This is a genomic window from Methylobacterium sp. AC433, from assembly GCF_979253015.1.
Genome location: NZ_CEEDBN010000002.1, coordinates 189437 through 204729 on the forward strand (window position 1 = coordinate 189437; position 15293 = coordinate 204729).

8 protein-coding genes are annotated in these 15293 nt (G+C 69.9%); 5 read left to right on the top strand and 3 right to left on the bottom strand.

The genetic code is table 11. The features are described 5' to 3' along the window. The first annotated feature begins 66 nt into the window (after nt 1-66). The 4 genes from AC0IWM_RS04415 (at nt 67) to zwf (ending at nt 9638) form a co-directional block, all read left to right on the top strand. Nucleotides 67-3192 (top strand): MdtB/MuxB family multidrug efflux RND transporter permease subunit, encoded by a 3126-nt coding sequence (locus AC0IWM_RS04415; RefSeq protein ID WP_471753251.1) that lies wholly within the window; start codon nt 67-69, stop codon nt 3190-3192. Then, the gene (locus AC0IWM_RS04420; protein ID WP_471753252.1) at nt 3189-6494 is read left to right on the top strand and encodes an efflux RND transporter permease subunit; all 3306 of its coding nucleotides are present in this window, start codon (nt 3189-3191) and stop codon (nt 6492-6494) included. Before AC0IWM_RS04415 ends, AC0IWM_RS04420 begins: the two co-directional genes overlap by 4 nt. A gap of 23 nt (nt 6495-6517) precedes the next feature. Further along, on the top strand, nt 6518-7987 hold the full coding sequence (locus AC0IWM_RS04425) for an efflux transporter outer membrane subunit (protein ID WP_471753253.1): 1470 nt from the start codon (nt 6518-6520) through the stop codon (nt 7985-7987). Nucleotides 7988-8111: 124 nt separating this feature from the next. Next, a complete protein-coding gene (zwf, locus tag AC0IWM_RS04430) occupies nt 8112-9638 on the top strand; it encodes a glucose-6-phosphate dehydrogenase (RefSeq protein ID WP_471753254.1) in 1527 nt (508 codons plus the stop codon). Here the strand turns inward: zwf and AC0IWM_RS04435 are convergent. The 3 genes from AC0IWM_RS04435 to AC0IWM_RS04445 all read right to left on the bottom strand — a co-directional run bounded on the left by AC0IWM_RS04435 (nt 9618) and on the right by AC0IWM_RS04445 (nt 12460). Further along, nucleotides 9618-10424, bottom strand: a complete 807-nt coding sequence (locus AC0IWM_RS04435) for a restriction endonuclease (RefSeq protein WP_471753255.1) — start codon at nt 10422-10424, stop codon at nt 9618-9620. The genes zwf and AC0IWM_RS04435 overlap by 21 nt on opposite strands. A 347-nt stretch (nt 10425-10771) precedes the next feature. Continuing rightward, nucleotides 10772-11266 carry a Ros/MucR family transcriptional regulator gene (locus AC0IWM_RS04440; RefSeq protein WP_471753256.1) on the bottom strand — a complete coding sequence of 165 codons (495 nt, stop codon included), beginning with the start codon at nt 11264-11266 and terminating at the stop codon, nt 10772-10774. Between the two features lie 582 nt (nt 11267-11848). After that, entirely contained in the window at nt 11849-12460 is a 612-nt protein-coding gene (locus AC0IWM_RS04445) for a class II aldolase/adducin family protein (protein WP_471753511.1), read from the bottom strand. A gap of 197 nt (nt 12461-12657) precedes the next feature. Between AC0IWM_RS04445 and AC0IWM_RS04450 the strand changes: the two genes are divergently transcribed. Then, a complete protein-coding gene (locus AC0IWM_RS04450; protein WP_471753257.1) occupies nt 12658-15288 on the top strand; it encodes a bifunctional acetate--CoA ligase family protein/GNAT family N-acetyltransferase in 2631 nt (876 codons plus the stop codon). The last annotated feature ends 5 nt before the right edge of the window (nt 15289-15293 follow it).

Below are 15293 nucleotides of genomic sequence, written 5' to 3' on the forward strand. Positions count from 1 at the left end.
TGACACGGCCCAGGCCCTCGGCGCGCAGGCCCATCCTTCCCCCGCGGTGGGGAGAGGGTCGACGGCATGAACCCGTCCCGACTCTTCATCCTGCGGCCGGTCGCCACCACGCTGTTCATGCTGGCGATCCTCCTGGTCGGCATGGTGTCGTACCTGAACCTGCCGGTCTCGGCCCTGCCGTCGGTGGATTACCCGACGATCCAGATCCAGACCTTCTATCCGGGGGCCAGCCCCGAGGTGATGACCTCGGCGGTGACGGCGCCCCTGGAGCGGCAGTTCGGGCAACTCGCCAACCTGAACCAGATGACCTCGCAAAGCTCGGCCGGGGCCTCCGTCATCACCCTGCAATTCAGCCTGGACCTGCCCCTCGACATCGCCGAGCAGCAGGTTCAGGCGGCGATCAACGCGGCCGGCAACCTCCTGCCCTCCGACCTGCCCGCACCCCCGATCTACGCCAAGGTCAATCCGGCCGACGCGCCGATCCTGACCCTGGCGCTGACCTCGAAGACCCTGCCGTTGACCGAGGTGCGCGATCTCGCCGAGACGCGGCTGGCGCAGAAGATCTCCCAGGTGGCCGGCGTCGGCCTCGTCAGCACCGGTGGCGGCCAGCGTCCCGCCGTGCGCATCCGCTTCAACGCCCGCGCCCTGGCGGCCTACGGCCTCAACATCGACGACCTGCGCACCACGGTCACCAACCTCAACGTCAACACGCCCAAGGGCACCATCGACGGCCCGACCCAGTCCTACGCCATCAACGCCAACGACCAGATCCGCGACCCGAAGGCCTACGACAACGCGATCATCGCCTACAAGAACGGTGCACCGGTCCGGCTCTCGGACGTGGCCGACGTGGTCAACGGGCCCGAGAACACCAAGCTCGGCGCCTGGATGGACGAGACGCCGGCCGTCATCCTGAACATCCAGCGCCAGCCCGGCGCCAACGTCATCGCCACCGTCGACAAGATCAAGGCGCTGCTGCCCCAGCTCCAGGCGACCCTGCCGGCCGCCATCGGCGTCACCGTGCTCACCGACCGCACCACCACCATCCGCGCTTCGGTGCACGACGTTCAGGTGGAGCTGGCGCTGGCCATCGGGCTCGTGGTGCTGGTGATCTTCCTGTTCCTGCGCAGCGTCTCCGCGACCCTGATCCCGAGCCTGTCGGTGCCCCTCTCCCTGATCGGCTCCCTGGCCATCATGGACCTCTACGGCTTCTCCCTCGACAACCTGTCCCTGATGGCGCTCACCATCGCCACCGGTTTCGTGGTCGACGACGCCATCGTGGTGATCGAGAACATCGCCCGCCACGTGGAGGAGGGCGATTCACCCCTGGAAGCCGCGCTCAAGGGCAGCCGCGAGATCGGCTTCACCATCATCTCGCTCACCGTCTCGCTGATCGCGGTGCTGATCCCGCTCCTGTTCATGGGCGACGTGGTCGGGCGCCTGTTCCACGAATTCGCGATCACGCTGGCGGCCACCATCATCATCTCGGCGGTGGTCTCGCTGACCCTCGTGCCGATGCTGTGCGCGCGGCTGCTCAAGGCCCACGTGCCCGGGAAATCCGAGCGCCACGAGGGCGTCATCGCCCGCACCGCCCGCCGGGGCATGGACGGCATCATCAGTGGCTACGGCCGCATGCTGCGTGTGGTGCTGCGCCACCAGACGCTGACCCTCCTCGTCACCCTCGGCACGATCGCGCTCACCGTCTACCTGTTCGTGGTGATCCCGAAGGGGTTCTTCCCGGTGCAGGACACCGGCGTCATCCAGGGCGTGACCCAGGCCGACCAGACGGTCTCTTACGCCGCCATGGCCGAGCGCCAGCAGAAGCTCGCCGCCATCGTGCTGAAGGACCCGGACGTGCAGAGCCTGTCCTCCTTCATCGGGGTCGACGGCCAGAACGTCACCCTGAATTCCGGCCGCTTCCTCATCAACCTGAAGCCGCAGGACGAGCGCACCGCCCGCGCGCCCGAGATCATCGAGCGGCTGAAGGCGGCCACCACGAGCGTGGCGGGCATCCGCCTCTACCTGCAGTCGGTGCAGGACCTGACCATCGACACGGCGGTCGGCGCGACCCAGTACCAGGTCATCCTGGAGAACCCGAACCTGACGGAGTTCGAGACCTGGGTACCGCGCTTCGTGCGGGCACTGCAGGCCTCGCCGCTCCTCATGGACGTGGCGAGCGACCTGCAGGCGAGCGGGCTCGCCGCCTACATCACCATCGACCGGCCTACCGCAGGGCGCTACGGCATCACCCCGGCGACCGTCGACAACGCCCTCTACGACGCCTTCGGCCAGCGCATCATCTCAACGATCTTCACCCAGTCGAACCAGTACCGGGTCATCCTCGAGGCCGACCCCGACCTGCACAAGACCATCGAGAGCCTGGACCACATCTACCTGCCGTCCTCGACGGTCGCCTCCGGCCAGGTCCCGCTCTCGGCGGTGGCCCAGGTCAGCGAACGGCGGGCCCCGCTGCTGATCAGCCATCTAGGCCAGTTCCCCGCCACCACCGTGTCGTTCAACCTCGCCCCCGGCGCGGCGCTGGGGGACGCGGTCTCGGCGGTTGAGGCGGCGCGGCAATCCATCGACCTGCCGCCGAGCTTCCGCGTGGTGCCGCAGGGCTCGGTCTTCGCCTTCCAGTCGGCGCTCTCGAACCAGCTCTTCTTGGTGCTGGCCGCCATCGTCACCGTCTACATCGTCCTCGGCGTGCTCTACGAGAGCTTCATCCACCCGATCACCATCCTGTCGACGCTGCCCTCGGCCGGCATCGGGGCCTTGATCGGGCTGATGCTGTTCGGCCTCTCCCTCGACATCATCGCGATCATCGGCATCGTGCTCCTGATCGGCATCGTGAAGAAGAACGCGATCATGATGATCGACTTCGCGCTCCAGGCCGAGCGCGAGGAGGGGATGAGTCCCCGCGACGCGATCTACGAGGCCTGCATCCTGCGCTTCCGGCCGATCCTGATGACCACGCTGGCGGCGCTGTTCGCGGCCGTGCCGCTCATCGTCGGCACCGGCGTGGGCTCCGAGCTGCGCCAGCCCCTGGGCATCGTCATCGCCGGCGGCCTCATCGTGAGCCAGGTGCTGACCCTGTTCACCACCCCGGTGATCTACCTCGCCTTCGATCGCCTGGAGCGCCGCCTCTCCGGTCGCCGCGCCGGCGGCGCCGACAGCGTCGAGGCGCTGCCGTGAACGTCTCCGAGCCGTTCATCCGGCGGCCCGTCGCCACCACGCTGCTGACCATCGGCGTGCTGCTCGCCGGCATTTTCGCCTTCCTGAAGCTGCCGGTGGCGCCGCTGCCGCAGGTGGATTTCCCCGTCATCCTGGTCCAGGCGCAGATGGCCGGCGCCTCGCCGGAGACCATGGCCACCACGGTGGCGGCGCCGCTGGAGCGGCGCCTCGGCTCGATCGCCGACGTCACCGAGATGACCTCGACGAGTTCGCTCGGCTCGGTGCGCCTCGTGCTGATGTTCGGGCTCAACCGCGACATCGACGGCGCGGCCCGCGACGTCCAGGCGGCGATCAACGCCGCCCGGGCCGACCTGCCGACGGCCCTGCGCTCGAACCCGACCTACCGGAAGTTCAACCCCGCCGACGCGCCGATCCTGATCCTCGGCCTCACCTCGAACACCCTGACGCCGGGCCAGCTCTACGATTCCGCCGCCACGGTGGTGCAGCAGAAGATGTCCCAGCTCCCCGGGGTCGGGAACGTCGACATCGGCGGCTCGTCGCTCCCGGCGGTGCGGGTGGCGCTCGATCCGACCGCCCTGTTCAACTACGGCATCGGACTCGAAGGCATCCGCGCGGCCCTGGCCTCGGCCAACGCCAACTCCCCCAAGGGCGCGATCGAGACCGAGACGCGCCACTACCAACTCTACGCCAACGACCAGGGCCGGGTGGCCGCCGATTACCGCGACCTCGTCGTGGCCTATCGCAACGGCGCCGCCGTGCGCCTCACCGATGTCGGCACCATCGAGGATTCGGTGGAGGACCGGCGCAACCTCGGCCTCGTCAACGGCAAGCCGGGCGTGATCCTGTTCATCTACAAGCAGCCCGGCTCCAACGTCGTCGAGACGATCAAGGGGCTCAAGGCCGCGATCCCGCAGGTGAAGGCGGCGCTGCCCGGCGACATCGACCTCACGATCACGGGCGACCGCAGCGCCACGATCCGCGCCTCGCTGGCCGAGACCGAGGAGACGCTGGTCATCGCGGTCGTCCTCGTGATCTTCGTGGTGTTCCTGTTCCTGCGCTCGGGACGCGCCACCCTGATCCCGGCGGTGGCCGTGCCGATCTCCATCGTCGGCACCTTCTCGGCGATGTACCTGCTCGACTACAGCCTCGACATCCTGTCGCTGATGGCGCTGATCATCGCCACGGGCTTCGTCGTCGACGACGCCATCGTGGTCCTGGAGAACATCCAGCGGCACATCGAGCAGGGCCGGCCGCGGGTCGAGGCGGCCCTCCTCGGCTCCCACGAGGTCGGCTTCACCGTCATCTCCATGAGCCTGTCCCTGGTGGCGGTGTTCCTGCCGATCCTGCTGATGGGCGGCATCGTCGGCCGACTGTTCCAGGAATTCGCCGTCACCCTGTCGCTGGCGATCCTGATCTCGCTCGTGCTGTCCCTCACCACCACGCCGATGATGTGCGCGCTCCTGCTCCGGCGCGAGGCCGCGCACGGGACGGAGCGGCCGAACTGGCTCGTGCGTGCCCTGGAGGCCGGGTTCGACGGGATGCTGGCCGGCTACGAGCGCACCCTGCGTATCGCCATGCGGCACCGGCGGCTGGTGGCCCTGACCCTGCTGGCGACGGTGGGGCTCAACGTCTACCTCTACATCATCGTCCCGAAGGGCTTCTTCCCCGAGCAGGATACCGGGCAGATGATGGGCGGCATCCAGGCCGACCAGCGCATCTCGTTCCAGTCGATGAAGCAGAAGCTGGAGCAGGCCACCGCCATCGTGCAGGCCGATCCGTCCGTCGACAGCGTCGTCGGCTTCACCGGCGGGCGCGGCACCAACTCGGCCAACGTCTTCGTCGGCCTGAAGCCCCGGGGCGAGCGCGAATCGATCACCGCCGTGATGGCGCGCCTGCGCCCGAAGCTGTCCCGCGTCGCCGGCGCCCGGCTCTACCTGTTCCCGCGCCAGGACCTGCGCATGGGCGGCCGCCAGAGCTTCGCCCAGTACCAGTACACCCTCCAGGGCGACACCGCCGAGGAGCTGTACCAGGCCGCGCCGAAGCTGGTGCAGGCCCTGCAGAAGAACCCGATCTTCGCCGACGTCACCTCGGACCAGCAGGAGGGCGGCCTCGAGAGCCGCCTCGTCATCGACCGCGCCAGCGCCTTCCGCTACGGCCTGACGCCGGACAAGATCGACAACACGCTCTACGACGCCTTCGGCCAGCGCCAGGTCTCGACGATCTACAACCCGCTGAACCAGTACCACGTCGTGATGGAGATCGCCCCGCGCTACCTCCAGAGCCCCGACACCCTGAAGATGCTCTACGTCTCGACCTCGGGCGGCAAGGCGCGGGGCTCGGCCACCACCAACGCGGTGGCCGGCACGGTGGCGGGTGCCCCCGCCGCGGCGGCCACCACCGGCGCCGTGGGTTCGACGGCGACCGCCGATGCCAGCGCCGCCTCCATCGCCACCGACTCGGCCCGCAACGCCGCCGCCAACGCCATCGCGGGCGGCAAGGGGGGCGCCTCCTCCAGCGCGCCGGTGTCGAGTTCCAAGGAAACGATGATCCCGCTCTCGGCCTTCGCCCGGCTGGAGACCGGCAACGCGCCGGTCCAGGTGAGCCATCAGGGCCTGTTCGTCGCGACCACGATCTCGTTCAACCTCGTGGCGGGCAAGAGCCTGTCGGATGCCACCGCCGCCATCGACGCGGCGATCACCGACCTGCGCCTGCCCGCCACGATCCACGGCGAATTCGCCGGCTCCGCCAAGAGCTTCCAGGAATCCTCCTCGCGCCAGCCGCTGCTGATCCTGGCCGCTCTCGTGGCCGTCTACACGATCCTCGGGATCCTCTACGAGAGCTTCGTCCACCCGATCACGATCCTGTCGACCCTGCCCTCGGCCGGGATCGGCGCCCTCCTGGCGCTCCTCGTCTCGGGGACCGAGTTCACCGTCATCGCGCTGATCGCGGTCTTCCTGCTCATCGGCATCGTGAAGAAGAACGCGATCATGATGATCGACTTCGCCCTCGATGCCGAGCGCACCCGCGGGGCCTCCCCCCAGGACGCGATCTTCGAGGCCTGCCTCTTGCGCTTCCGACCGATCATGATGACAACGCTCGCCGCGATGCTCGGTGCATTGCCCCTCATCCTCGCCGGCGGGGAGGGCTCCGAACTGCGGCGGCCCCTCGGCATCGCCATCGTCGGCGGCCTGATCGTGAGCCAGATCCTGACCCTCTACACCACCCCCGTCGTCTACCTCTATCTCGACCGGCTGCGCCGCCGCGCACCGGCGTCCGGCGCTGCGCTGAGCCCCGCCGAATGAGGCTGCGCCCCGGATTCCCCGCGATGCTGGCCCTGTCCGGGCTCGTCTCCGGCTGCATGGTCGGGCCGGACTATTCGCGTCCCTCGGTGGAGACGCCCCTGGCGTTCAAGCAGGGCGGCCCCCGCGAGGACAGCGCCGCCTCCGTGGCGAGCCGCAAGGGCTGGCGACCGGCCGCGCCCAATGACGGGGCCGAGCGCGGCGACTGGTGGCGGGTGTTTCGCGACCCCACCCTCGACCGGCTGATCCGCCTCGTCGACGTCGACAACCAGAGTCTGCGGGCCCAGGTCTCCGCCTACGAGCAGGCGCGCGCCTTCGTCGCCCAGGCCCGCGCCGCCCTCTTTCCCACGGTCACGGGCGCTCCGAGCATCTCGCGGTCCCGCTCCCTCGGGATCGAGCGCACCAACGTCTCGCTCCAGGGGCAGGCGAGCTGGGAGCTCGACCTCTTCGGACGCATCCGCCGCAACATCGAGAGCGAGGTCGCCACGGCCCAGGCCAGCGCCGCGGAACTCGCTTTGGTGCGCCTCACCCTTCAGTCCGAAGTGGCCACCAACTACCTGACGCTGCGCTACCAGGATTCCCTCCAGCGCGTGCTCAACGAGAACATCGAGGGCTACAAGAAGAGCCTCGCGATCACCGAGAACCAGTACAATGCCGGCGTGGCCGCGCGCTCGGACGTGATCACGGCCCAGACCCAGCTCCAGACCACCCAGGCCCAGGCCATCGCCGTCGGCCTGCAGCGCGCCACCTTCGAGCACGCCATCGCGCTCCTCGTCGGCCGGCCGCCCTCCGAGCTGAGCCTGCCGGTGGCGCTCCTCGCCGCGCGGCCGCCCGCAGTGCCGGTCGGCATTCCCTCGACGCTCCTCGAGCGGCGCCCCGACGTCGCGCAGGCCGAACGCAACGTGCAGGCCCAGAGCGAGCAGATCGGCGTCGCCGTGGCGGCGTTCTACCCCACCGTCACCCTCTCGGCCTCCGGCGGCATCTCGGGCAACCCGGCCAACGGCCTGTTCTCGGCCGTGAACCAGGTCTGGTCCGTGGCGGCCGCCGGGTCGGAGGTGTTCTACGATGGCGGCGCCCGCGCGGCGGCCCTGCGCATCACCCGCGCGGCCTACGACGCCAGCGTGGCCAATTACCGCCAGACCGTGCTCACCGCGTTCTCGGAGGTCGAGAACGGGCTGGCCGGCGTGCGCATCCTCGCCCGCCAGCAGGTGGCCCAGGACGAGGCGGTCGCCTCGGCGCGCCGCGCGGTGGAGATCACCCTGAACGAGTACCGGGCCGGCACGCAGAACTTCACCACCGTGGTCACGGCGCAGGCGCTGGCCCTCAACAACGAGGTCACCGCCCTGCAGATCCGCCTCAACCGCTTCACCACCGCCGTCTCGCTGATCCGCGCCCTCGGCGGCGGCTGGGACGTGCGCAGCCTGCCGAGCGGCGACGAGCTGAAGGAAGCCCGTCTGCCGGTGGATTCGGGCCAGGCCGTCCGCACCGACGAATAGGCGCCGATCGGGCCAGCCCGTGCGATCCGGCACGACCTTGGCCGGAACGTCGCCGGACGCCGCAGGTTGACGAGCGGATTTTGCCGCCGCGCCGCGCGGCAATCGCCAGTGGAGGCCGTGGGCCATGGACCAGACACCCCCCGCCAAAGCACCCGCCGAGGCTCCCGGGCATCAGCCCGTCCCGGTGGCGCCGCCCTGCACCCTGGTGATCTTCGGAGCCGGCGGCGACCTGACGAAGCGGCTGCTGATGCCCGCCCTCTACAACCTCGCGGCCGGCGGCCTCCTCGACCCGGGTTTCCGGATCATCGGCGTCGACCACAACGCCAACACCGACGAGGGCTGGCGCCAGAACCTCACCGAGACGATGCAGTCCTTCACCACGGACCGCACCTCGGAATTCCATCCCGATCACATCGATCCCAAGGCCTGGGGCTTCGTCCGCGAGCGCCTGCACTTCCGCCAAGGCGATTTCACCGCCGCCGAGACCTTCTCGGGCCTCGCCCAGGCGCTGTCTGGCAACGTGATCTTCTACCTCGCGGTCTCCGCCCGCTTCTTCGGACCGATCGTCGACGCCCTGGGTCAGGCCGGCCTCCTGAAGGAAGGGACGGACGCCTTCCGCCGGGTCGTCATCGAGAAGCCCTTCGGCAGCGACCTCGCTTCGGCGCGGGCGCTCAACGCCCGCATCCTCAAGCAGGGCGCCGAGAGCCAGTTCTTCCGCATCGACCACTTCCTCGGCAAGGAGACGGTGCAGAGCATCCTGGCGATCCGCTTCGCCAACGGCCTCCTCGGCCCGGTCTGGCATCGCGACCACATCGACCATGTGGAGATCACCGCGGCGGAGACCATCGGCGTCGAGGAGCGCGGCGCCTTCTACGAGCCCACCGGTGCCCTGCGCGACATGGTGCCCAACCACCTGTTCCAGCTGCTCTGCATGGTGGCGATGGAGCCGCCCAGGACCCTGGATGCCGAGGATGTCCGCGACGAGAAGGCCCGCCTGATCCAGGCGGTGCAGCCGGTCCAGCCCGCGCAGGCGGTGCGCGGGCAGTACGGTGCCGGCCAAGAGCACGGGCACGCGGTGCCGGCCTACCGTGACGAACCGAACGTCGCCCAGGAGTCCCGGACCGAGACCTACGTCGCCCTCGAGCTCGCCATCGACAATCCGCGCTGGAAGGGCGTGCCGTTCTACCTGCGCACCGGCAAGCGGATGACCGATCGCGTCACCGAGATCGCGCTTCATTTCCGACCGCCGGCATCATCGCCCTTCGCGACCCCCGACGCGCCCGTGACGCCCGACGTCCTGCGGTTCCGCATCGATCCCGAGCAGGGGATGGACATCGTCATGAATGCCAAGCGGCCCGGGCCGCGCCTGGATCTCGGCCGGGTCACAGCCGCCTTCGACTACGGCGACTTCTTCCGCGAGACGCCGAGCGTCGGCTACGAGACGCTGCTCTACGATTGCCTGATCGGCGACGCGACCCTGTTCCAGCGCGCCGACAGCATCGAGGCCGCCTGGGCGGTGGTCGATCCGCTGCTCGAGGCCTGGGCCGAGGCGCCGGTGGAGCCCTATGCCGCCGGCAGCGACGGCCCGGAGGGCGCGACCGCGCTGTTGGCGGCGCAGGGTCACCGCTGGCTACCGCTCGGCGAGGGTTGAACGCGCCGGGCGCCGCCGCCCACGCGACGGCGTCGCTGGTGTCGCCGGCTGCAGATCGGCGAGGGCGTCGTGATGCAGCAGCAGGACACCGGTGGCGGCGGCGAGCTTTCGCGCCGCGGGCGTGAACCCGGCATTGGAGACCACCGCCGCCATGTCGCCCGACCAGTAGCGCATCGCCGCGGCGATCTCCTGCACGGCGCCGTTGCCCACCGGGCGCCCGTAGCGCTTGCACTGGACCACGAGGCGGACCCCGCCCTGCTCGGCGACGATGTCGGCGCCCTGATCGCCGCTGGCCTGGGTCGCGCGGGCGTTCCAGCCCCCCTCCCGCAGGCGCTCCGCGCAGTAGCGCTCGTAGGCGATGCCCTCCGTCGGCGCGTCGCTCTCGTCCGGCAAGTGCACGCCATCCGCCACCCGCTCGATGATGGCGAGAATCTCGTCCCAGGCGCCGACCGCCGCGTCGCCATGGCCACGCGCTTCGAGCTTCGGCAACACGGTGCGCTCCGCGAAATAGGTACGCTCGCGCTCCCATCCGTCGCTGATCAGGTTGCCGTAGGCATCGACGAAGCATTCCTGCCGCCGCCGCAGGGCCAGGGTCGCCGCGTGCGGCCGCGCGATCCTTCGGATCAGGCGGCGCAGGCGGCGCGGCCGGTCGAGATGGTGGAGGAGGACGCCGGCGAGCGCGAGGCCGGTGCCGACGGCGCCGGGTTGCCCGAACCACAGGGCGCAGCCGCCGCCGATCACGGAAGTCCAGAACAGGCGCGCCACGAGGCACGATCGGCCCGACATGCGGTGGTTCCAACCCGAGGGGTGCCGCGATCGTCCGACCGCCGGCATCGTCGAGCGCGACCGTGCCAGCGGAGGGTTGCGCGATCTCTAACGGAGAGCGGCCCCGGGACCTCGCGCGCGCGTCGGGCGGCTCGGCGATGCCGACGCTGCCAGGATGGAAGTGTGAATGCCGGGTCGCCTGCCGTTGCGAATACCGGCCTGATCTCTGGACCGCACAGCATTCGCCGGAGGGCCGGGCATTCGGTCAAGAGAGATTGGATAACCTGTGGATAAAACGGAGAGGGCCGGGGTGTCCGGCCCCGGCCCTCTGATCCGTCAGTCTCGGCCCGCCAATCGCGCGCCCGGCCTCAGCCCTGGGAGGCGACCCGGGGACGGCGTCCGCGCGGGGCCGGTGCGGCAGCCTCGATCTCGGCGGCCGGAACGGTCTCCTGCTTTCGGCGCTGCTGACCGAGGCCCATGTTCTTGGCGAGTTCCGAGCGGGCAGCTGCGTAGTTCGGGGCGACCATCGGATAGTCGCTCGGGAGGTTCCACTTGGTGCGATACTGCTCAGGAGTCATTTCGTAGCGCGTGCGCAGGTGGCGCTTGAGCGACTTGAACTTCTTCCCGTCTTCCAGGCAGACGATGAAGTCGGGCGTGATCGAGCGCTTGATCGAGACGGCGGGGGTCAGGGGTTCTGCCTTCTCCTCGGTCCCGACCTGATTCAGCTTGCCGAGGGTGAGGTAGACCGAGCCGATCAGAGCCGGCAGGTCCGCGATCGGAACCGAGTTGTTGCTCACAAATGCAGATACGATGTCCGCCGCGAGTTCGATGTAGTCCGGCAGGGGTCCGTTCTCAGCGCTCATTCTGACTCTCTCGTTGCGTTTCGGCTACCGCCACCCCCAGGGCGATCCGCTGTTTCGGAGGTTTGGGATGTAGCGGGATGGTTGTGACTTGTCGGTAGCTATGATGAAGACAAGCAAAACGCAAGAGCCCAGTCAGGTGTCGTAAAGCTCGCGTCCGGTATCTTGCTGTTGAACTGGAATAGATCAGCAGCAATAGCCATTCCGAAAATCCAGACTGATTTTGCTCAATTTTCTACCTTTCTGCACAGAGTTCGGTGGATCGTTATCCAACGCCTATATGTCGCTAGAGCCAGGCGGTAAAATTTATTTTACTGAATGCCTAGATTGAACTGATAGGGATCAGATGCAGCGCTAGATCTGATACGAAGAAGGTCTATTGCGCCGCAATCTCGCAAAACGGGGCGAAGGACTAAAAAAGCTCTTGAATACAAAATTCTATTGCGTTCCTGCGCGTGCAGGCTCGCGATAGGGCAGAATTTCTGTCCTATCGGTGCGCATTTTCCCACAAAGATTTATGTCGGGGCGATGTGAATGAGCCGAAACGGATGATCTCGGCACGCGCCCAAGTCGTCTCGCACCAGGTTAGTCATCGCTTCGGTTGCGCGGACCGTAGGACTTGAACCGCTCGACTGTTCGCCAGATCTCGTCGTCCGCCAGGACGATCGGCGTCCCGACCTGCAATGCCACCGCGTATTGTCGGCAGAGGGCCTCCATCTCGACCGCGAGCCAGAGTGCCTTCGGAAGGTCCGCGCCGATGGCGATCATGCCGTGATTGGCCAGGAGGCAGGCCGTCCGCCCCTCCAGGGCCGCGAGGGCCGCGGCGGACAGGGCCTCGGTGCCGTAGGGGGCGTAGGGGGCGCAGCGCACGGTCGGGCCGCCGGCGGCCGCGATCATGTAGTGCACCGCCGGGATCTCCTGCCCGCACATCGCGAAGGCGGTGCAGTGGGTCGGGTGCGCGTGCACGACCGCGCTGATCTCCGGCCGCGCCGCGAGGATGTCGCGGTGGAAGCGCCATTCGGACGAAGGCGCGAGGGGGTGCGCGTGGCCGCCGTCGAAGTCCATCGCCACGATGTCCGCCGGCTCCAGGGACTCGGCCGGGATCCCGGACGGCGTGACGAGGAAGCCCGCGCCTGCCCGCACCGAGACGTTGCCGGAAGTGCCTTGGCTCAGCCCGAGGGTGATGAGGTCGCGCATCGTCGCGACGATGCCGGCGCGGGCCGCCGCATCCGCGGCTTCGGGGGAGGTGAGGGGCTTCGCCATGCGGGTCTCCGGGCGCGAGCGCCCTACCGGTCGGGCGCGGGCGGTCTATAACACCGCCTGCCGGATGCGCTCGCCGTCCGGCCCGGTTCAGGGGCGGTGGCCCCGTCACCCGAGCAGAGGCGTCCCGCCTGATGAGTACGTACCGCTTCGAGGCGCTGGTCGCCCCGCGCGCGATCGCCCTGGCCGGTCTCGAGGCGGGGCCGGACGGGTTGGCCGAGGCCGTCCTGGCCAACCTGCGCCGCGGCGGCTTTCCCGGGCCGATCCACCGGCTCGGACCGGACATGGCGGCCGGAATGGTCCCGGATTTCGCCGGCCTGCCGGAGGCGCCGGACCTCGTGATCCTGGCGACTCCCGCCGCCGAGATCCCCGATCGGGTCGCGGAAGCCGGGCGACGGGGCGCGGCCAGCGCCGTGATCCTGACGCCGGACGTCAGCGACGCCGTCTGCGAGGCGGCCCGGGCGGAAGCGCGCCGCCACGGCCTGCGCCTGCTCGGCCCCGGCAGCATCGGCCTGTCCGTGCCGGGCGCGCTGCTCGACGCGAGCCTTCTCGCGCGGGCGCCCAAGGCCGGCGACTTGGCGCTGGTCTCGCAGTCGGGCACCGTGGCCGCCGGCATCGTCGAGTGGGCGGCGCGCCGGGATGTGGGCTTCTCGGCGGTGCTCTCCCTCGGCATCGCCTGCGACATCGACGTGGCGGACTGCCTCGACCACTTCGCCGCCGACATCCGCACCCGCGCGATCCTGCTCTCCCTCGATGCGGTGATCGATGCGCGCAAGTTCATGTCGGCGGCGCGGGCCGCCGCGCGCGCCAAGCCGGTGGTGGTTCTGCGGGCGGGGCGCCACCGGGCGCCGACCCGCCACGCCGCGACCCATACGGGCGCGCTCGCCCGACCCGACACCGTCTACGAGGCCGCGTTCCGGCGTGCCGGCCTGCTCTCGGTGGAGAGCCTGGACGCGATGTTCTCCGCCGTGGAGACCCTCGGGCGCCAGCGCCCCTTCCCGGGCCACCGCCTCGCGATCCTCGGCAACGGGCGCGGCATCGGCGCCCTGGCGGCCGACCGCCTCGCCGATCGCGGCGGCACGCTCGCGGCGGCCGGGACGCTGGGAAATCCCGTGGATCTCGGCGTCGCCGCCGGAGCCGCGGACTATGCCGAGGCCCTCGCGCCGCTGCTGGCGGATTCCGGCAACGACGCGGTCCTGGCCGTGCACGTGCCGACGGCGCGCTCGGACGGCACCGAGGTCGCCGCGGCGATCGCCGACACCGTCACCCGCATCCGCCGCAGCGGTGCGCGCAGGAAACCGGTCTTCGCGGTCACGATCGGCGAGGAGGCCGAGGCCGTCGGCCGCCTCGCCGCCGCCGGCATCCCGCGCTTCTCCACCGACGACGCCGCGGTCGAGGGATTCCTGCACCTCGTGCGCTACCGGGAGGCGCAGGACGACCTGATGCGCACGCCCGATTCGCTGCCGCGCGACTTCTCGCCCGACGTCGCGGCGGCCCGTGCCGTCGTCGCCCGAGCGGTGGCCCAGGGCCAGACCTGGCTCGATCCGGTGGCGGTGGCCGACCTCCTCGCCGCCTACCGCATCGACAGCGTGCCCCTGACGCTCGCCCCCGACATCGATGCCGCCGCGACGGCCGCCTGGCCCATCATCGCCCGGGGCGGCGCCGTGGCGCTCAAGGTCGTCTCGCCGGACATCGTGCACAAGTCCGACATCGGCGGCGTACGGCTCGACCTCACCGCCGAGGCCGATGTGCGGGCGGCCGCCGCCGACATCCTGGCCCGCGCCCGCCGGCTGGCGCCGGAGGCGCGGATCACCGGCTTCGCGGTGCAGCCGATGATCCGGCGCGGCAAGCAGCGCGAGCTGATCGCGGGCCTCGCCGAGGACCCGACCTTCGGGCCCGTGGTGGTGTTCGGGCGCGGCGGCACGGCGGTGGAGGTCATCGACGACCGGGCCCTCGGCCTGCCGCCCCTCGACCTGCGCCTCGCCTCCGAGCTGATCGACCGCACCCGCGTCGCCCGGCGCCTGGCGGCCTATCGCGACGTCCCGGCGGTGAACCGCCACGCGGTGGCGCTGGTCCTCGTGAAGCTCGCGCAGCTGGCCGCCGATTGTCCGGAAGTGCGCGAGCTCGACATCAACCCGCTCCTCGCCGACGAGACCGGCGCGCTCGCCCTCGATGCCCGCGTGATGGTGGCGCCCGAAGCCGTGGCCGGACGGCGCGCCCGGGGCGCCTACCATCCGCGCTTCGCGATCCGCCCCTATCCGGTGGAGTGGGAGCGCACCCTCCACCTCCGGGGCGAGACCATCACGGTGCGTCCGGTGCGGCCGGAGGACGAGGCGCTGTTCCTCACCTTCTTCCAGTCGGTCAGCGCCGAGGACCTGCGCCTGCGCTTCTTCGCGCCGGTGCGGGACTTCAACCACGCCTTCCTCGCCAAGCTCACCCAGCTCGACTACGCCCGCGCCATCGCCTTCGTGGCCATCGATGCCGCCACCGGCATGATGCTCGGTGCCGTGCGGCTCCATGCCGACGCCAATCACGACAGCGGCGAGTACGCGATCCTGATCCGCGGCGACCGCAAGGGCACCGGCCTCGGCCACGCCCTGATGAGCCTGATGATCGACTGGGCCCGCGTGGAGGGCCTCTCAAGGGTCGAGGGGACGGTGCTGCGCGAGAACAGGCCCATGCTCGCGGTCTGCCGCCAGCTCGGCTTCACCGCGCGGCCGGACAAGGAGGATGGCGGCGTGATCAAGGTTTCGCTCGCCCTGTAGGGGCG

What these genes read in the sequence shown, in the direction of transcription:
- AC0IWM_RS04445 (WP_471753511.1), bottom strand. Translation starts at nt 12,460, where the DNA reads ATGCGCGACCTCATCACCCTCGGGCTGAGCCAAGGCACTTCCGGCAAC.
- AC0IWM_RS04415 (WP_471753251.1), top strand. Translation starts at nt 67, where the DNA reads ATGAACCCGTCCCGACTCTTCATCCTGCGGCCGGTCGCCACCACGCTG.
- AC0IWM_RS04425 (WP_471753253.1), top strand. Translation starts at nt 6,518, where the DNA reads ATGCTGGCCCTGTCCGGGCTCGTCTCCGGCTGCATGGTCGGGCCGGAC.
- zwf (WP_471753254.1), top strand. Translation starts at nt 8,112, where the DNA reads ATGGACCAGACACCCCCCGCCAAAGCACCCGCCGAGGCTCCCGGGCAT.
- AC0IWM_RS04440 (WP_471753256.1), bottom strand. Translation starts at nt 11,266, where the DNA reads ATGAGCGCTGAGAACGGACCCCTGCCGGACTACATCGAACTCGCGGCG.
- AC0IWM_RS04450 (WP_471753257.1), top strand. Translation starts at nt 12,658, where the DNA reads ATGAGTACGTACCGCTTCGAGGCGCTGGTCGCCCCGCGCGCGATCGCC.
- AC0IWM_RS04435 (WP_471753255.1), bottom strand. Translation starts at nt 10,424, where the DNA reads ATGTCGGGCCGATCGTGCCTCGTGGCGCGCCTGTTCTGGACTTCCGTG.